Raw genomic sequence first — 17,381 nt, 5'->3', positions numbered from 1 at the left:
CCTATTACTAGGCAACGGGCTCTCCACGGTCTCTGCCGTCAGGTGGGTGCAGGGACCCAGGGGTTGGGGATCTTGTTGCCGCGGTAGCGATACCGGGTGACCGGGATCGCGCTGATCTTCCGCAACTTGATCCCGTCCGCGCTGATTGGCAGCCACCGCCCGGTGGGGGTGGTGAGCCGTCTGCGGACGTCCGACCAGTTCCAGTGATGCCGTGTCCTCAGCAGCCGGACGAGCCTCCACCAGACGAGGTCGTCCAGTTTGCTGAAGATGTGTTTCGCGACGGCATGCCTGAAGTAGTGGGCCCAGCCGTGGGTGATCCGGTTGAGATTGATCAGCACCACGGCGAGGTCCTGCTGCGACGTTCTGTGGGTGAGGTGACGGATCTTCGCCTTCACCGACCGAAGAGGCCGGTCGGCGATGAAGGTGTAGACGTACCACTTGTTCGTTCCGCGTTTGCGGCGCCACTGGATGTGGAACCCCAGGAAGTCGAACCCCTCGCTCAGGTGCACCACTTGGGTCTTGGCCGGTGACAGCCGCAACCCCATCGGAGCAAGCACCTGGGCGATCTCCTCGCGCAGTGTCTCGGTGTCCTGCCTGGTCCCGTCGACCAGGACGACGAAGTCGTCCGCGTAGCGAACCAGCCGCCACGACGGCAGACCGATAGCCCGGCGTCGGCCGCGACGGTAGTCGGTGGACAGCTCTCCGCCTGGCTCCCATCCCCGGTGCAGGTGCTCGTCGAGCACCGTCAGGGCGATGTTGGCCAGGAGCGGGGAGAGGATGCCCCCTTGCGGCGTGCCGGTGAAGGTGTCCTGATATTCGCCGAGCTCCGTCAGGAGACCGGCCTTCAAGAACGCCTTCACCAGTGTCAGAACCCGCTTGTCCTTGATCCTCGTCCGGACCCGGTCCATCAGCGCGGGGTGGTCGATCTCGTCGAAGCACGCCGCGATGTCCGCGTCCAGCACCCAGCGGTAGCCGTGGGTGGCATAGAAATGGATCTCGGCAATCGCGTCCTGCGCCCGCCGCTTGGGCCGGAACCCGTAGGAGACCGGCTTGAAGTCGGCCTCGAAGATCGGTTCCAGCACCAGCTTCAGCGCGGCCTGGACGACCCGGTCGGCGATCACTGGGATTCCTAATCGCCTCACCTTTCCCGACCCGCCCGGCTTGGGAATCTTGCGTTCCCGCACCGGCAACGGACGGAAGGTGCCCTGCCTGAGCTGGGCACGAAGGTCGTCCAGGAACCCGGGAACACCGATCCTCTCCTCGACGTCGGTGGCACTCAGGCCGTCGATGCCGGGAGTGTTGGCTCCCCGGTTGCCGGCGACCCGGTCGAACGCCACTTGCAGCGTTGCCGGGTCGTGCACGAAGTTGAACAGATCGTCGAACCGGCGGCCGGGATCGGCCACCGCCCAACGGTGAAGCTTGGCCTGCATCTCCGATACCTGCTGACGCGGACCGATGAGGTCTGCGTCCGGCGTGGCACCTCCATTCGGAGGTGCGTCTTTCGGCATTGCAGCGTCCTTCCCTTCTCGATACCGCTGCCGCCCTTCCCCATGCTCCGGGCTTTCCCCGGCTCGGAGTACTACGGCGGCTCCGCCCCACCCGGCCCGTTCGGCGGTCGATGCACCTATCCCCGCCACCGAACTGGCGGCCCGCTGTTGGGGAGTTGAGACCGGATGGTTCCCGTGTTCACTGTGTTTCGCTCGTCGAAGTAGGAGCCCGACTGTGTCCCTGCGGCATCGCCACGAGTACGCCGTAGTCCTTCCTCGTGGCCTTCTGGACGGCTTCGAAATACCGGCCAAGAAGTTCCCCGCCGCCAACGGCGGCAGGTTCGCACCGCTTTCGGCCCAGATCCGCCAGGTTCGAGCCGATGTCATCGTTAAGAGACGTAAAGACGCCGGTTCCTCGCGTGCTCCTCTCCGTCCCGCTCGCCGAACCCGCACCATCTGGCAGTACTGGCACGTCCCGGCTTTGTCAGGGCCGCTCCCGCCCTCCCCGGCATCACCCGGATCAGGCTGTCCCCAGCTCCACCTCCCTGCTACGACAGGTCAGCGGCGAAGGTCTCTCACCTCCACACGAAACAGTGAGGTCGACCCGGAGCGCGGTACTGGCCTCACAACCAGCCCGTTTCTCCGGGTCGCCTCCCGAACCCGGCGTGCACCGCTAAGCGCACCGGGCTCTCCACAAGTCCCGTGGGTCGGTCTTCATTTCATGCTGTGCTCGGCCAAAGTGTCGGGATGCGTGTTCCCCGGTAGTAGTAGCGCTTGGCGCTCACTCTTGCCGGATCGAACAATTCCATCCCGCCCTCGGCGGGCCAGATGCCGTAGCGTCGGCGTAGTACCTTCCAAGGAACGCGCCGATGCTTGCGCTCCTGCCATCTGATGATCTCCTTCCAGAGGTAGGCCCTCAGATAACTGAAAGTCGCATTCGAGCATCCGTACTTGAAGTACGCGGTCCAGCCCCGCAGCATCCGGTTGAGCTGACGCAGCAGGTCTTCGAGCGACAGGTTCGTACTCCGCCGGCAGATCGCCTTCACCTTGGCCATGACGGTCACCAGGGCCTTCTTGGCCGGATAGACGTAGACGTACTGTTTGCCGGTGCCTCGCTTCCGGTGGCGCTGGATGCGCCAGCCGAGGAAGACAAGGCCCTCGTCGATATGGGTAATCAGGGTCTTCTCCGGCGACAGGCGCAAGCCCATCGTGGAGAGGATCCCTGCGATTTCTTCCCGCAGGGCTTCGGCGTGTGCCTCGGTGCCCGAAACAAGCAGGCACCAGTCGTCCGCATACCGCACAAGACGGTAGTTGGGCAGACCTTGGCGGCGTCGCTTGGCCCTTCCATACGGGCTGGCTCCGGGGCCGCCCGGCCCTTGGGCGATATGCTCGTCCAGGACCGAGAGAGCCACATTGCTCAGCAACGGGGAAAGAATCGACCCTTGCGGAGTCCCGGCACTGGTATCCACCAGCGTGCCGTCCTCATCGAGGATGCCCGCCTTCAGAAATGCCTTCACCAGATCCAAGACGCGTTTGTCTCCGACTCGTTCCCGCACCCGATCCATGAGAGCAGAGTGCGAGATTTCGTCGAAACAGGCTTTGATGTCACCCTCAACAATCCACTCATACGAGCGGGATGCGAAATGGTGCACCTCGGCCACCGCGTCGTGAGCCCGGCGATTCGGACGGAACCCGTAGGAACACGGGAGGAAATCCGCCTCGAAAATCGGCTCCAGCACCAGCTTCAAGGACGCCTGGACCACCCGGTCCCGGATGGTCGCGATACCCAGGTAGCGGACCTTGCCGCCAGCCTTGGGAATCGCGCGCCGCCGAGCCGGTAGGGGCCGGAAGGTGCGGGCCTTGAGATCATCCCGCAGTTCCGAAAGGAACCCCTCCAGCCCGCGCACGGACTCAATGTAGTAGGCGGTCTCGCCATCCACTCCCGCCGTGCGCGCACCCTTGTTGTTCCGCACCCGATCCCAGGCCACCAGCAGGAAGCCCGGGTCCGTGGCGAGGTTGTACAGATCATCGAACCTGCGATGAGGGTCATCACTGGCCCATCGGTGCAGCTTGGTCTGGATTTCCAGTACCCGGCGTTCCGCCTTGAGTAAGACGTATTCCAGTTCGTCGGTATTCACCAACGGCCTCCCGGCATTCCAGCGTCCTTACTGCTGACTTGCTGGCCCCCTTCGCCATGCACGGACCTCTCGTCCGCTCGGACTACTACGGGGCCTCCGCCCCATCCCGCGCCTTCGACAGACGACGCATCTATCCCAAGAACCCGGATGGATTCCGATCCCGGGGAGCGATGCGGGATGGTTCCCGTGTTCACGGTGAATCGATCGATCAGTCCGGCGCCCAGCTTTGCCCCGGCAGCATCGCCACGGTTACGCCGCAGGCTTTCGCCGTGGCCTCCCCACCGACACGCCAAGTCGGCTACGGAGTCAGCCCGCCCAACGAGCAGACTGTGCGCTACAACCCGGCCCATATCCACCAGATTTGAGCCGGTGCCACGCTTACGGAGCTTTACCACTGGTTCCTCTCGTACGCCCTCTGATCTCGCTCGCCGGACCCGGCCCGTCTGGTAGTTCCGGGCAGTCCCGGCTTTGTCAGCGCTGCTTCCCGCCCTCCCCGGCGTCTCCCGGGTCGGACTGCGCTCAGCTCCCACCAGGCTGCTGCGACAGCCTGGCGAGGAGGTCTTGCACCTCCTTCGATTCACCGCGCCTCACGGCGCACCAGCGCCTCACGGCGCAACTCGAAAACGATCCAGGCCCCGCGCTCCGCCGCGGTGCTCTTACCCGCGGCCAGGTCTCCTTCTTCCACACCTCGACCGCGTCGTCATCGCGCTCGATCGCGCGCCTGGTGGGCTGCTGCCAGCTCCAGTCGTGGCGCTTCAGCAGCCGCCAGGTGCCCTCGACCGTGTAGGAGACGTGGAAGAGCCGGCCAATCAGCGTCTTGATCCGTGCCAGGGTCCACCGCTGGTCCGCCCAGCCGTGAGCCAGTGGACCACGCTCCAACTCCCGCTCCAGCCTGGCGATCTGGGCGTCACTGAGTCGAGGTCTTCCCGGCGACCCCTTCGACAGGACTCCCGCCTCGCCGCCCTCGCGCCAGGCCCGGCGCCACCGCTCGACCGACCGCACGCTGATCCGCAGGGCAGCGGCAATCTCCGCGTTCTTCTGCCCGCCCTCGAAACGCTCCACGGCCTGGAGCCGTAACCGCTCCCGCGTGGTCCTCTCGGCGTCGGTCAGCCCACCGCCCTGCGCATACCTCACACCCAACGGCTATCGGTGCTCACGGCCAGCTGTCAGGCGAACGGCACCGACATCACTCAATCAAGTTCAGTTGCGGATTCGGTCGCGATTTCCAACAGAGGCATGATCTCTCCTCGCCTTGGCACACTCCGGGGCGACAAGCGGGGGCCTGGCGGGTTCCACTGTCCACGATGGCAGATGGGGGCCTGCTGTCTGCCGAGACGGGGCCGGTGCTGGCTTGGGCCCCCGGCCGCCAGCGGGGCGATGTTGTGACCGAGCGCTTCACTTCGCAGGTGAGAGCAGCGACCGCTACCCTGCGGGCCACCTCCGAGGCTCACCGGGCCAAGTCAACCGCTCACGGGCCAACTCTAAGTGGGCGGTTCGTAAGGTGATGTCTGTTTCCGGTTGAGGTTGGAGCAAGGTCGCTGGTGGGGTTCCGTCGGCTATGGCTTCCTGGTGAAGTTGCCGGTGTCGGCCTCGGTGAGGATCCCGAGTTTGACCAGGCGTTTCAGCTTGGCGCGGGTGCCTTCGACGTTCTTCGGCAGCAGTTCGTGGCCGAGGGCTTCGCAGACGTCCTTGGCCCGTAGCGGTCCGGTCGCGTGGTTGAAGGCGGCGAGGATGCGGGGGTAGTCCGGGTGTTCGGGCAGGTCCGGTGTGTGGGCCGGGAGCCGGTCGGCGAGGCCGGTGACGGTCTTGCGGGTGATTGCGAGGTGCTCGAGATGCGTCTCGGCCTCCCGTAGCCGGGTCTGGAGGCCGTCGATCTGTGTGCGGAGTTCGTCGGCCAGGGCGCGGGCGGCGTCTTCCTGGAGGTTCAGGGCGTCGAGCAGGGGCTGGATGTTCACGCTGCCGCCGCCTGCTCTTCGCGCCAGGTGGGGGTGTTCGCGCCGGTGAGGCGTCGGGTCATGACGTGGGTCATGGCCCAGTAGACGCGGGAGGCGGAGGAGGAGGGGCGGTGCTCGTAGTCGCGGACCAGGCGCCGGTGCAGTATCAGGATCCCGTAGGTCTGTTCGACCCTCCATCGCTTCGGCTGTGGCACGAACCCCTTGTCCTGCGGGTTGCGTTGGACGATCTCGACGTCGATCCCCAGGCCGGTGCCGTGCAGGACGACCTGGTTCTTGAAGCCCTGGTCGACCAGGGCTTTGCGGACGGTTCCGCCGGCGTGCTCGGCGACCTGGTCCAGCAGGATGATGCCCGCGGCGTTGTCGTGGGTGTTCGCGGCGAGGATGATGCCCGCGGCGTTGTCGTGGGTGTTCGCGGCGAGGATGACGACCGCGATGACCTGGCCGAGGACGTCCACGGCCAGTCCGCGTTTGCGGCCGGGCACCCGCTTGGCCGGATCGTGGCCGCTCGTGGTGGCGGGGACTCCGGCGGCCACGTGGACACTCTGAGTGTCCAGGACCACCAGGGTCGGGTCCTCTAATCGGCGGGCGCGTTCGCGGACCTGGCAGCGCAGGAGTTCATGGATGACCTGGTCGGTTCCGTCGTCCCGCCAGGCCGCGAAGTAGTAGAAGGTGGCGCTCTTTTGCGGCAGGTCGTGCGGGAGATAGGCCCACTGGCAGCCGGTCCGTCCCTGGTAGAGGATCGCGTTCACGATCTCCCGCATGTCGTAGGCGCCCTGGTGGCCACTGACCGAGCGGTGCCGGTCCTTCCACGCGGTGATCACCGGCTCGATCAAAGCCCACTGCTCGTCCGATAAGTCACTCGGGTACGGCTTGCGTTCACTCACCCGGTCACATCACCAGATCGACAACCACGGACCGGCAGATTCCGTCCCGCCACCACACCAAACGGCGATAGCAGATCCATTCAAAGACTCACGAACCGCCCACTGAAAGCCCGCAAAGTCACCGGCATTGGAACTAGCCTCCCGTTTCAGTCGGCTCGGCCCAGCCGAGCTGGTCACAATGGCGGGCGCTGCCAGCTGCTTCTCGCCCGGTGGGCATGGCTGGGGCCCGACGCTCGGTCGGTCGGTGCCGTGGCGGATGGGCATCGGGGATCTGTGCGAGCGCGGCGTTCATAACGCTGATGTACTCGCTCGCGGTGTTCGCGTCGGCGTTGCCCGACCGCAGCAGGCCGGCCAGAGCCTCACCGGTGTTGTCCAGGAAGCACAGCAGCGGATGGAAGCCGAAACCGCGCCGGAAACGACAGAGCCGCGCAGGCCGGATGACCTGCGCGACTCTGGGCCAGTCGCTCGTTATCGAACCGACCGGTTCTCGTCGGCGATGTGCTCCTTGGGGCGGGCGATCGCCAGGTAGCCGAGGCCGAGGAAGGCGACGATGCCGACCGAAAGCGGGACCAGCCAGCGGTCGAAGAAGGAGTCGCCGTTGGCGGGAGTCTTGACGGACAGGACAACGATCGCGGTTACCCCGTAGGTCAGGGCGGCGATGTTCACGGGCCAGCCCCAGCGTCCGAGCCTGAAGGTGCCGGCGGGTTTCCATCCCCGGGCGCGGCCGATGGCCGAGGCCAGGACGACGGACTGGAAGCCTATGTAGATGCCCACCACCGAAAAAGTGATGATCCGGGTGACCGTCGCGGAGGGGAGGAAGGCAAGGGCGGCCGGGATGACCGCGGTGACGGCGGTTGCAGCCGGCGGCATGTGAAAGGTGGGGTGCAGCTTGGACAGCCGCTTGGCGCCGATGATGACCCCATCACGGGCGTAGGAGTAGACCAGCCGGGTCGCCGCGGCCTGGATAGCCAGCGTGCAGGAGACGAAACCGACGACGATCAGCGTCAGCGCGATTTTGCTGCCGACGGTGCCCAGCGAGTCGGCCAGCACCTCACCGAGCGGGTCGGCGGACTTGCCGCTGATGACCGCGCCGAAGTCCGGCACCGCCAGGATGAGGCCCAGCGTCAGGATCACGGTCGCGACGGCGCCCACGCCCAGGGTCATGCCCATCGCCCGCGGCACTTTGCGCGAGGGGTCCTTGACCTCCTCGGCGATGTCACCGCATGCCTCGAAGCCGTAGAAGATCCAGACCGCGAAGAGGCACGAGGCCAGGAAGGCACCTAGGTAGCCGCCGTTGGCACCCGCGCCGGAGGTGTGCAGCACCACGGTCACGTCCTGCTTGTGGTGGAAGACCAGCAGGTAGACGCCCAGCACCACGGTGCCCAGGACTTCGGCCATCACGCCGATGTTGGCGACGAAGGCCAGCCGCCGTACGCCGAGCAGGTTCACCGCGGCGCACAGCAGAATGACCACGACCGCGGTCTCGATGGTGCTGGTGCCGGTAACCGCGTAGCCGAAGAGCGGGCCCGCGTACTTGGCGATCGGGTACGCCACCGATGTGATGGTCACCAGCAGCGCCCATGTGTACATCCACCCGGACATCCAGGCGTATCTGGGGCCGACCAATCGCTTGGCCCACTGATAGATGCCGCCAGCGAGCGGATACTGCGAGGCGACCTCGGCGAAGGTCAGCAGCACCAGGCCCTGGCCGATCAGGACGAGCGGTATCGTCCAGAAGAACGAGGGACCGCCAGTGGCCAGTCCGTAGTCGAAGACTGAGTACACACCTACCAACGGAGAGAGGTAGGTGAATCCGACCGCGAAGTTCGACCACAGGCCGAGCGCGCGGGTCAGCTTCTGGGTGTAACCGAGTGAGGCGAGTTGGGCGGCATCTGCCGCGTCCTGGGCGTCCGGGGCGTGCTGGGCTTGGGGTGGGGATAGCGACATCGGGGGCCTCTCGCAGGGCACAGGGGAACGTGTGCACAGGTGGCGTAAAGATATGAATCCATAGGTCATATGGCAATCTTTGGCCGCCTATGAAATCGTTCTGTGATGAGATGAGCCCGGTGGCACCGATCGGAAGGACGACAGAACAGACGTGAACCGACTCTCCAGTGCTGCCCGCCGTGCGATCTTCGCCCCCCTTGACACGGAAGCCAGGGTCGAGGCCGTCGTTCGGCGCCTGGGCGACGCCATCACCTTGGGGCTGCTGACGGACGGTGAGCAGTTGCCCGGTGAGAGCGACCTTGCCGAGCGGCTCGGCGTCTCCACCGTGAGTCTGCGCGAGGCATTGATGGCCCTGCGGCAGCAGGGCCTCGTCACCACAAGGCGCGGCCGGGGCGGCGGGACCTTCGTCCGCGCCCCTGTCGAGGATCTGCACGACCGCCTGCGGCAGCGGCTGAAAGCCCACACGACGGAGGAGCTGCGCGACCTCAGTGACCACTATGCCGCGGTCGCCGGAGCCGCCGCCCGGCTCGCCGCCGACCGCGCGGACAAGCACGACCTGGAAGCCCCCAGCCGTTCCCTGCGGGACTTCGCCGACGCCGTCGACGCCGCCGCGCGCGGGCGCATCGACGGCCGCTTCCATGTGGAGATCGTCGCCGCCGCCCAGTCCTCGCGGCTGACCCGCGAGGAGATCCGTTTCCAGACCGAGATCGGCCCGCTACTGTGTCTGCCATTCACCCAGGCGAGAATCCACCGGACCGCCGACGCGCAGCACCGGGCTCTTTTCGACGCCATCACGGCCGGTGACGGACTTCAGGCTCGTACCCTGGCAGAGGAGCATGTTCGCAACGCGGTGCGGCACCTCATAGAACTGCGACTGGACGAAACATGGCAAGAGCACTGAGCAGCGACGGCGACACCGTCGCGGAGGCAGTCGTCCGGGTCAGCGGCATGCTGGAGAGTGTCTTCACCACCGTCCAGCAGACCTGCGAACAGACCACCACCCTGCTCGCGCACATAAGCGTGCGGGGTCGCCGCCCCACATCGGCCGACCTGGCCCAGCTCCAGCCGCTGTTGCGCGAACAGCTCGCCCACGACGCCAAGCTGATCTCCGGCACCGGCTTCATCGCCGAACCGGGCCTCCTCAGCGACGTACCCGCCTGGCTGGAATGGTGGCAGACCCGGGCCGATGGCAAGGTCCGGCCCATGCTGCTGGATCTGGACCCGGACACCTCCGCGTTCTCGGACTACACCCACTGGGACTGGTTCGCCCTGCCCAGGACCACCGGGCAGCGCGCCGTGTCCGGGCCGTACGTCGACTATCTGTGCTCCGACGAGTACAGCCTCACCCTGGCGGCGCCGGTGGTCATGGACGGCGTGTTCGCGGGCGTGGCCGCCGCCGACGTGTACCTGCGCCACTTCGAAGCCGCTGTCGGCCCCGCCCTGCGCCGCATCGAGAGCCCTGCCTTCCTGGTCAATCCGCGCGGCCGGGTCACCGCGTCCAATACCGCGACTCAGCTGGCGGGCTCCCTGGTCAGGGACCTCGACTCTGCTGCCGCGCGGGGCGAGGTGGTACTGCACCCCTGCGGGGCGATCCCGCTGGTGCTGGTAACGGCGGCGTGAGCGTCAGGCGTCCAGTGATGTCATGACGTGCTTGATACGGGTGTAGTCCTCGAAGCCGTACGCGGACAGATCCTTGCCGTAGCCGGATTTCTTGAAGCCGCCGTGGGGCATCTCGGCGACCAGCGGGATGTGGGTGTTGATCCACACGCAGCCGAAGTCGAGCTTCTTGGACATGCGCATCGCGCGTGCGTGGTCCTTGGTCCACACCGAGGAGGCCAGGGCGTAGTCGACGCCGTTGGCGTATTCCAGGGCCTGCGCCTCGTCGCGGAAGGACTGGACGGTGATGACCGGGCCGAACACCTCGCTCTGGATGATCTCGTCGTCCTGCCTGAGGCCGGAGACGACGGTGGGGGCGTAGAAGTAGCCCTTGTCGCCGACGCGGTGGCCGCCTGCCTCGATCTTGGCGTGGGAAGGCAGCCGCTCGATGAAGCCGACGACCTGCGTGAGCTGGTTGGCGTTGTTGAGCGGTCCGTACAGCACGGCCGGGTCGTCGGGCCGACCGGTCTTCGTGCTGGCGGCGGCCCTCGCCAGCGCCGTCACGAACTCATCGTGGACCGACTCCTGTACGAGGACGCGGGTCGCGGCCGTACAGTCCTGGCCAGCGTTGAAGAAGCCGGCCACCGAGATGCCCTCGACGGCCTGCGTCATGTCGGCGTCGGCGAAGACGACGACGGGGGCCTTGCCGCCCAACTCCAGGTGGACGCGCTTGAAGTCCTTGGCCGCGGACTCGGCGACCTGCTTGCCGGCCCGTACGGAACCGGTGATCGAGGCCATCGCCGGGGTGGGGTGTTCGACCATCAGGCGGCCGGTGTCGCGGTCACCGCAGACGACATTGAAGACGCCCTTTGGCAGGATGGACCCGACGATCTCGGCCATCAGCAGGGTGGAGGCCGGGGTGGTGTCCGACGGCTTCAGGACCACGGTGTTGCCCGCGGCCAGCGCCGGGGCGAACTTCCAGACCGCCATCAGCATCGGGTAGTTCCATGGTGCGACCTGCGCGCAGACCCCGACGGGCTCACGCCGGACGATGGAGGTCATGCCCTCCATGTACTCACCGGCCGAGCGGCCCTCCAGCAGTCGGGCGGCGCCCGCAAAAAAGCGGATCTGGTCCACCATCGGCGGCACTTCCTCGCTCGCCGTCAGCCCCAGCGGCTTGCCGGTGTTCTCGGACTCAACGGCGACGAGTTCCCCCGTCCGCGCCTCGAAGGCGTCCGCGATCTTCAGGAGCAGACGCTGTCGCTCGGCCGGGGTGGTGTCGCGCCACGCCGGGAACGCAGCCGTGGCTGCGCCCATGGCGGCGTCGACGTCCGCCCGGCCGGACAGCGGCGAGGTCGCGTAGGACTCGCCGGTCACAGGGTCGACGATCTCGATGGTCCGCCCGTCGGCGGCGTCCATGGACTCGCCGCCGATGTAGTTTCGCAGCGTGCGCAGAGCGGTCGTCACTGGGTCTCCAGTTGACACATAGGTGGTTCCTTGCCTATTGCTTCAGAGTCGGCTGCCGGAGGCCGTGTCGGACGACAGCCGCTGGGCCAGGTAGACGGGGATGACGGACAGCAGCACCAGCACGGCGGCGACGACGGTGACCACCGGGGCCTGCTGTGGCCGGGCCATGTTGGAGAAGATCCAGACCGGGAGGGTTTGGACACCGGGCCCGGCGGTGAACGTGGTGACCACGATCTCGTCGAAGGAGAGCGCGAAGGCGAGCAGCCCGCCCGCCACCAGTGCGGAACGCACCAGGGGGAAGGTGATGTCGCGGAACGTCTGGAAGGTGTCCGCGCCCAGGTCGGCGGCGGCTTCCTCGTACGAGCCGGACATCCGGCGCAGCCGCGCGACGACGTTGTTGAAGACCACGACGACACAGAAGGTGGCGTGGCCGACGATGACGGTGAAGAGGCCGAGGCCCACGCCGAGCGGTTCGAGGACCGCGTGGAAGGCGGTGTTGAGGGCGACGCCGGTGACGATGCCGGGCAGCGCGATCGGCAGCACCACCAGGAAGGAGATGCTCTCTCGGCCGAAGAACTTGTAACGCTGCACGGCGAACGCGGTCAACGTGCCCAGCACCAGCGCGATCGTGGTGGCGCCGCTGCCGGCCTTGACCGAGGTCCACAGGGCGTCCCGTGCGCCGGAACTGTGCCACGCGTTGCCCCACCAGCGCAGGGTGAAGCCTGATGGCGGCCAGCCGAAGGTCTTGTCGATGTTGAACGAGTTGATGAGGACCAGCAGCAGCGGGACGTAGATGATCGCGAAGCCGGTGGCCGCGGTCGCACGCAGGGCTATGCGTGCGGGACGGGAGAGTTGCATGCTTTCCTCAGGGTCCTCACAGCGCGGCCAGTGCGCCGCTGCGGCGCACTGCGAGCAGGTAGAGCACGATGACGACCACGGGTACGGTGCCGAGCGCGGCGGCCAGCGGCAGGTCGAGGGTGATGTTGGAGTAGACCAGGTTGCCGATGAGCTGGGTCTTGCCGCCGACGATCTGTACGGCGATGTAGTCGCCGAGGCTGAGTGAGAAGGTGAAAACGGACCCTGCGGCGATCGACGGGAACACCATCGGTACCACTACCGACCGGAACGTCCGCCAGGTGCGGGCACCCAGGTCCGCGGAGGCGTCCAGGAGGTTGGCGGGAAGCTGCTCCAGCCCCGCATGGATGGGCAGGATCATGTAGGGCAGCCAGAGGTAGGACAGCACCATGATGACCGCGGGCAGCCCGTATCCCGGCCCGTCGGCGCCAAAGGGCCTCAGCGCCCAGTCCAGCGGCCCGCCCTCGGACAGGATGATCCGCCAGGCGTACGCCTTGACCAGGTAGCTCGCCCACAGTGGGGTGAGCACCGCGACCACCAGCAGGGGGCGGTACTTGGGCTTGGCGACCCGGGCGGTGTAGAAGGCGACGGGGAAGGCGATCAGGACGTCGATGACGGTGACCGCGAGGGCGACGCCGATGCTGCGCAGCGCAACGTTGCGGTAGACGTCGGTGGTGAAGAGCGCCTTGAAGTTGTCCGGCGTCCAGGTCTTGACCACATCCGAGGTGAACGGATCGGTGGTCCAGAAGGCGGACATGAACAGGGCTGCCAGTGAGCCCAGGTAGGCGACGACGAGCCAGGTCATCGGGGCGGTCAGCAGCAGGGACAGCCGCAGCCGGGGGTGGCGGTGCAGGGTCCCGGCGAGCCGTCGGCCCGGACCCGGTTTGATGCCGTGGTCCGGAGCGGCGGCAGGCACGGTGTCGGTCATGGGATTTTTCAGCCCTTGATCTCGGTCCAGGCCTGGACCCACTTGGCGTAGGGGACGCACTTCACGTCTGTGCGGCCGTCGAGGCACTGCTGGATCGGGGTGGTCCAGAAGTGGACCTGCTTCCAGTACGTCTCGTCGGCGGCGTGGTAGGTGGTGCAGAAGCTTTGGTCAGAAGTCAGGGCGCAGGACTTGGAGTTGGCGGGAGCCTCGCCGAACCACTCGGCGACCTGGGCGTTGACCTTCGGGGAGACGATCCAGTTCATCCACTGGTAGGCGCAGTTGGGGTGCTTGGCCTTGGCGGAGATCATCCAGGTGTCGGACCAGCCGGTTGCGCCCTCGCTCGGCAGGATGGCCTTGACCTTGGCCTTCTCGGCCTGGGCCAGGTTGGCGATGACCTGCCAGCTGGTGCCGACCACCGAGTCGCCGCTCTTGAAGGCGGAGATTTCCTTGAGGTAGTCGCTCCAGTACTCGCCGATGTTGGCGTTCTGCGTCTTCAGCAGGGCGACGGCCGCGTCGAACTGCTTCTGGTCGAGCGCGTACGGGTTCTTGATCCCCAGCGAGGGCTTGGTCTTGCTCAGGTACAGGGCGGCATCGGCGATGTAGATCGCCGAGTCGTATGCGGTGACGTGGCCCTTGTACGCGGAGGACTTGTCGAACACGGCGGACCAGGAGGTGGGGGCCGGGGACACCTTGTCGGTGCGGTACATCAGCAGGTTGGCGCCGCGGCCGTGGGGGATGCCGTAGGCGACTCCGCCCACGGAGTTCCACTTCTGCGTCTTCAGGCCGGAGAAGAGGTTCTTGTAGTTGGGAACGAGGTCGGTGTTGACCGGAGCGGCGTCACCGGAGGCGATCAGGCGCAGCGAGGCGTCGCCGGAGGCGGAGACGGCGTCGTACTGGCCGGTCTTCATCAGGCTGACCATCTCGTCGGAGGTTCCGGCGGTCTTGGTGTTGACCTTGCAGCCGGTCTGCTCCTCGAACGGGTGGACCCAGTCGACGGACTTGTCGTTGGATCCGTCCTCGGCGTAACCGGCCCAGGCGATCAGGTTGACCTCGCCCTCGCCCTTGCCGAGGGTCTTCTGTGCCGTCAGCTTGGGCGGCGCAAAAGTGCCGTCGCTGTTGGTGGACGTCGAGGAGCCGCCGCAGGCAGTGGCCAGGGTGAGGGCGCCGAGGGCGGCGGTACAGCCGAGGGTGCGTATCAGTCGCACGATGTCTCCGTGGTGGGCGCGGGAACGAGGGAAGGTGTACAGGAGTGCGGGGACTGGGAGTTCACTGCGGGTCCGCGACGCGGAAGTTGTGACGCTCGTGCCACTGCAGGCGGACCCGGGTGCCTCGGTAGGCGGCGACCTCGTCGGACGAGGTCTCCTTGTTCTGCTGCAGGGCGGTGAGCCGGCCGCCGGCGTCGAGGTCGACGATGAAGCGGGTCGCGTCGCCGAGATAGACAACTTCGGCGACGGTGCCGATGGCGCTGGTGTGCCCGTCCCCGGCCTTGCCCAGGGCGTCCGGGCTGTCCAGGAGGTGGATCTTCTCGGGGCGGACGCTGTAGGTGCCGGCCGCGCCGACCACCTTCTGCGCCGCCTCGCCTGTCAGCAGGTTCGACGTGCCGACAAAGCCCGCGACGAAGGCGGTGGCGGGGCGTTCGTACACCTCGGCCGGGGTGCCTACCTGCTCGATCCGGCCCTGGTTGAACACCGCGATCCGGTCGCTCATGGTCAGCGCCTCGTCCTGGTCGTGGGTGACGAAGACGAAGGTGATGCCGACCTCGCGCTGCAACGCCTTGAGCTCGACTTGCATCTCCTCGCGGAGTTTGAGGTCCAGGGCGCCCAGCGGCTCGTCGAGCAGCAGCACCTTGGGGCGGTTGACCAGGGCGCGGGCGAGCGCGACGCGCTGCCGCTGGCCGCCGGACAGCTGGGACGGGCGGCGCTTGCCGAAGCCTTCGAGGCGTACGTTCGCCAGTGCCTCACGGGCACGTTCCAGGCGTTGCGCCTTGGGTACCTTGCGGATTTTGAGTCCGTACGCAACGTTCTGTTCAAGCGTCATGTGCGGGAAGAGGGCGTAGTCCTGGAAGACGGTGTTGACGTCCCGCTCGAAGGGCGCGAGGCGGGTGACGTCCTTGCCCTCCAGTTCGACGGTTCCGCTGGTGGCGGGCTCGAATCCGGCGATCATTCGCAGGACAGTGGTCTTGCCGGAGCCCGAGGGGCCCAGCATGGAGAAGAACTCTCCGTCGCGGATCTCCAGGTCCACCCCGGAGACCGCTTCCACCTGGCCGAAGGACTTGCGCAAGCTCTGGAGCCGGATGGCTGTTCCTTCCTCGGGCATGGGCGGAACCTTTCTGGTCTTACGAGCGCTGGGCATGTCTCAGAAACATATGAACTTATATTTCAACGGTCAAGGCCTGGCCAGGGTAAAGGCTTAACCAAATACGGGAACCCTGAAGATCACCATGACGAGCGGTGGCGGTGTGGGTGGACTTACTGATCTTTTCGTAAGTTCGGTGGGTGTGGTGGCCGTGTGGGTGGGAGGCTGTCGGGGTGGCGTATCAACCTTCCCCTTCGGTTGCCGGCTCCTCCCTTCCTCCTTTGTCGCGGCCTCAGTTGGCGGAGGCGCGTCGTGTTCGGGCAGTCGAGTTGTTCGAGGGCGGCGTGTCGAATGCGGAGATCGCGAGGGCGGTGGGGGTGTGTGCCGAGAGCGTGCGGCGTTGGCGGCGGGTGTGGGAGCAAGACGGTGCTTCGGGCCTGCGGAGACGGGCAGCCACCGGACGCCCACCCAAGCTGGACGACACCCAGGTCGAGATGGTCCGGGCCGCGTTGGAGCAAGGTGCCCAGGCTCATGGTTTCGAGGCCGACCTGTGGACCCTGGAACGAGTCCGCGCGGTCGTCACCCGGGCAACGGGGGTGGTGTTGTCGAGGGCGTCGGTGTGGCGGCTGCTGACCGGCTGGCTCGGATGGAGCCTGCAACGGCCCGAGCGGCGGGCGGTCGAGCGGGACGAGTCGGAGATCGCCCGCTGGATCGCGCACGAGTGGCCGCGCATCAAAAAGGGGCCGTGAACACACGTGCCTGGATCGTCTTCCTCGACGAATCAGGCGTCTCCCTGCTCCCTCAGATCCGCCGCACCTACTCGCCCCGAGGGGCGGACTCCGCTCCTGCGGCACCGCCTGAACTGGAAGCGCGCGTCGATGGCCGGAGCCTTGGGCTACCACTCCACCGACCCCGATCGCGGGGCCCGCCTGTGCTTCCACCTCAAGCCCGGCAGCTACGACACCGCCGGGCTCATCGAGGTCCTGGAGCAGGTGAAGGTGTTCTACCGCGGCGAGCGAGTGGTCCTGGTCTGGGACGGCCTGTCCGCCCACTGGAGCCGGGCGATGCGGGCCTGGGTCGCCGAACAGGACTGGCTCACCCTGGAACGATTACCCGCCTACGCTCCCGAGCTGAACCCGGTGGAACTGCTGTGGTCCTCGCTCAAGAAGCGTGAACTCGCCAACCTCGCCGGCGACCACCTCGCCGATGTCGCCGACGCCACCGAGCAAGGCATCCACCGCATCAACGCCAACCCCCGACTGCCATGGTCATTCCTCGCCCATACCGGCCTGACCATCCGCCCACCACACCCACCGAACTTACGAAAAGATCAGTAGCTGGCGGCCGGACTCGGTGAGCTTCCACACGGCACCCGCCGTCGCCGGATCGGCCCCGGCGAGGGCATTGCCGGTCGGCTGCCGCCGCGCCCCAGCGGGCAGCGGCCAGGCTCTCGGGGGAGCCGTCCAGACCCACAGTGAGCACTGGCTGCGGCCGCAGCAGGGCCGCGTTGCGATCAGCATGACCACCAGACCGGACACGAGGATGATCGCCTCGGTCAGCAGGACCGGTACGGAGGCGGTCACCGGAGCCGCCCACAGCAGCAGCGCAGTGGCGGTCCCCAGCACCACGGCGTTGGTAGCGAAGATCCGCCAGAACAGGGACACCGCGACGATGCCTCCGCTCGGCCGGGCCCGGTTGATTGCCTTCGCCGGGTCGCGTCGATCCGGCAGGACGAGACGTTCCCTGGTGCCTTGGGTGCCGCCGGGCTCTTCGGGCGCAGGCGATAGGCCCGGCAGCAGCGCGACCGGCGGGGCGGATTCGTTGTCCAG

Annotated in this window: 14 protein-coding genes and 3 pseudogenes; 4 read left to right on the top strand and 13 right to left on the bottom strand. The window is 66.9% G+C overall.

Going from position 1 to position 17,381, the window contains the following annotated elements; translation table 11 throughout:
• Window positions 1-38: 38 nt before the first annotated feature.
• From ltrA (QF027_RS40190) to QF027_RS40160, 7 genes and pseudogenes are all read right to left on the bottom strand, one after another.
• On the bottom strand, window positions 39-1,430 hold the full coding sequence (gene ltrA, locus QF027_RS40190) for a group II intron reverse transcriptase/maturase (RefSeq protein ID WP_307080327.1): 1,392 nt from the start codon (window positions 1,428-1,430) through the stop codon (window positions 39-41).
• 776 nt (window positions 1,431-2,206) lie between these two features.
• Window positions 2,207-3,625, bottom strand: coding sequence for a group II intron reverse transcriptase/maturase (ltrA, locus tag QF027_RS40185; RefSeq protein WP_307080325.1), 1,419 nt, complete (start codon window positions 3,623-3,625; stop codon window positions 2,207-2,209).
• A 616-nt stretch (window positions 3,626-4,241) separates the two neighbouring features.
• A pseudogene (locus tag QF027_RS40180) lies at window positions 4,242-4,759 on the bottom strand (winged helix-turn-helix domain-containing protein); the annotation flags it as partial.
• Between the two features lie 422 nt (window positions 4,760-5,181).
• On the bottom strand, window positions 5,182-5,580 hold the full coding sequence (locus tag QF027_RS40175; protein WP_307080321.1) for a hypothetical protein: 399 nt from the start codon (window positions 5,578-5,580) through the stop codon (window positions 5,182-5,184).
• A complete protein-coding gene (locus tag QF027_RS40170; protein ID WP_307080319.1) occupies window positions 5,577-6,464 on the bottom strand; it encodes an IS5 family transposase in 888 nt (295 codons plus the stop codon). Before QF027_RS40170 ends, QF027_RS40175 begins: the two co-directional genes overlap by 4 nt.
• Before the next feature lie 243 nt (window positions 6,465-6,707).
• Window positions 6,708-7,017, bottom strand: a pseudogene (locus tag QF027_RS49815) (hypothetical protein); the annotation flags it as partial.
• Complete coding sequence (locus tag QF027_RS40160) at window positions 6,933-8,411, bottom strand: amino acid permease (RefSeq protein WP_307080316.1); 1,479 nt, start codon at window positions 8,409-8,411, stop codon at window positions 6,933-6,935. The pseudogene QF027_RS49815 and the gene QF027_RS40160, both read right to left, overlap by 85 nt.
• Before the next feature lie 151 nt (window positions 8,412-8,562).
• Here QF027_RS40160 and QF027_RS40155 point away from each other — a divergent pair, with 151 nt between their 5' ends.
• Both QF027_RS40155 and QF027_RS40150 read left to right on the top strand, forming a co-directional pair.
• Entirely contained in the window at window positions 8,563-9,312 is a 750-nt protein-coding gene (locus QF027_RS40155) for a FadR/GntR family transcriptional regulator (RefSeq protein ID WP_307080313.1), read from the top strand.
• Entirely contained in the window at window positions 9,297-10,031 is a 735-nt protein-coding gene (locus QF027_RS40150) for a cache domain-containing protein (protein ID WP_373432461.1), read from the top strand. The genes QF027_RS40155 and QF027_RS40150 overlap by 16 nt, the downstream gene beginning before the upstream one ends.
• A 3-nt stretch (window positions 10,032-10,034) precedes the next feature.
• On the opposite strand, the gene QF027_RS40145 is transcribed toward QF027_RS40150, so the two are convergent.
• The 5 genes from QF027_RS40145 to QF027_RS40125 form a co-directional block, all read right to left on the bottom strand.
• Window positions 10,035-11,474: a gamma-aminobutyraldehyde dehydrogenase gene (locus tag QF027_RS40145; RefSeq protein ID WP_307080311.1), complete on the bottom strand. Its 1,440-nt coding sequence runs from the start codon at window positions 11,472-11,474 to the stop codon at window positions 10,035-10,037.
• Window positions 11,475-11,516: 42 nt separating this feature from the next.
• Window positions 11,517-12,332 (bottom strand): ABC transporter permease, encoded by an 816-nt coding sequence (locus QF027_RS40140; protein WP_307080309.1) that lies wholly within the window; start codon window positions 12,330-12,332, stop codon window positions 11,517-11,519.
• A gap of 16 nt (window positions 12,333-12,348) precedes the next feature.
• Entirely contained in the window at window positions 12,349-13,257 is a 909-nt protein-coding gene (locus tag QF027_RS40135) for an ABC transporter permease (protein WP_307080308.1), read from the bottom strand.
• Between the two features lie 8 nt (window positions 13,258-13,265).
• A complete protein-coding gene (locus QF027_RS40130; RefSeq protein ID WP_307080306.1) occupies window positions 13,266-14,462 on the bottom strand; it encodes an ABC transporter substrate-binding protein in 1,197 nt (398 codons plus the stop codon).
• A 61-nt stretch (window positions 14,463-14,523) separates the two neighbouring features.
• Complete coding sequence (locus QF027_RS40125) at window positions 14,524-15,573, bottom strand: ABC transporter ATP-binding protein (protein WP_307080304.1); 1,050 nt, start codon at window positions 15,571-15,573, stop codon at window positions 14,524-14,526.
• 323 nt (window positions 15,574-15,896) lie between these two features.
• Between QF027_RS40125 and QF027_RS40120 the strand changes: the two genes are divergently transcribed.
• Together QF027_RS40120 and QF027_RS40115 are read left to right on the top strand one after the other, a co-directional pair.
• On the top strand, window positions 15,897-16,301 hold the full coding sequence (locus tag QF027_RS40120) for a winged helix-turn-helix domain-containing protein (protein ID WP_307080302.1): 405 nt from the start codon (window positions 15,897-15,899) through the stop codon (window positions 16,299-16,301).
• Window positions 16,302-16,430: 129 nt separating this feature from the next.
• Complete coding sequence (locus QF027_RS40115) at window positions 16,431-16,889, top strand: transposase (RefSeq protein WP_307080300.1); 459 nt, start codon at window positions 16,431-16,433, stop codon at window positions 16,887-16,889.
• A gap of 171 nt (window positions 16,890-17,060) precedes the next feature.
• Here QF027_RS40115 and QF027_RS40110 read toward each other — a convergent pair.
• Window positions 17,061-17,216, bottom strand: a pseudogene (locus QF027_RS40110) (sensor histidine kinase); the annotation flags it as partial.
• Window positions 17,217-17,381: the final 165 nt, after the last annotated feature.

This window comes from Streptomyces canus, from assembly GCF_030816965.1.
Lineage (GTDB): Bacteria > Actinomycetota > Actinomycetes > Streptomycetales > Streptomycetaceae > Streptomyces > Streptomyces canus_E.
This window is presented reverse-complemented; position numbering and strand designations above follow the sequence as displayed.

Coding starts and splice junctions, on each gene's coding strand:
- QF027_RS40150 (WP_373432461.1), top strand. CDS start 9,297: ATGGCAAGAGCACTGAGCAGCGACGGCGACACCGTCGCGGAGGCAGTC.
- QF027_RS40135 (WP_307080308.1), bottom strand. CDS start 13,257: ATGACCGACACCGTGCCTGCCGCCGCTCCGGACCACGGCATCAAACCG.
- QF027_RS40160 (WP_307080316.1), bottom strand. CDS start 8,411: ATGTCGCTATCCCCACCCCAAGCCCAGCACGCCCCGGACGCCCAGGAC.
- QF027_RS40140 (WP_307080309.1), bottom strand. CDS start 12,332: ATGCAACTCTCCCGTCCCGCACGCATAGCCCTGCGTGCGACCGCGGCC.
- ltrA (WP_307080327.1), bottom strand. CDS start 1,430: ATGCAGGCCAAGCTTCACCGTTGGGCGGTGGCCGATCCCGGCCGCCGG.
- QF027_RS40115 (WP_307080300.1), top strand. CDS start 16,431: ATGGCCGGAGCCTTGGGCTACCACTCCACCGACCCCGATCGCGGGGCC.
- QF027_RS40125 (WP_307080304.1), bottom strand. CDS start 15,573: ATGCCCGAGGAAGGAACAGCCATCCGGCTCCAGAGCTTGCGCAAGTCC.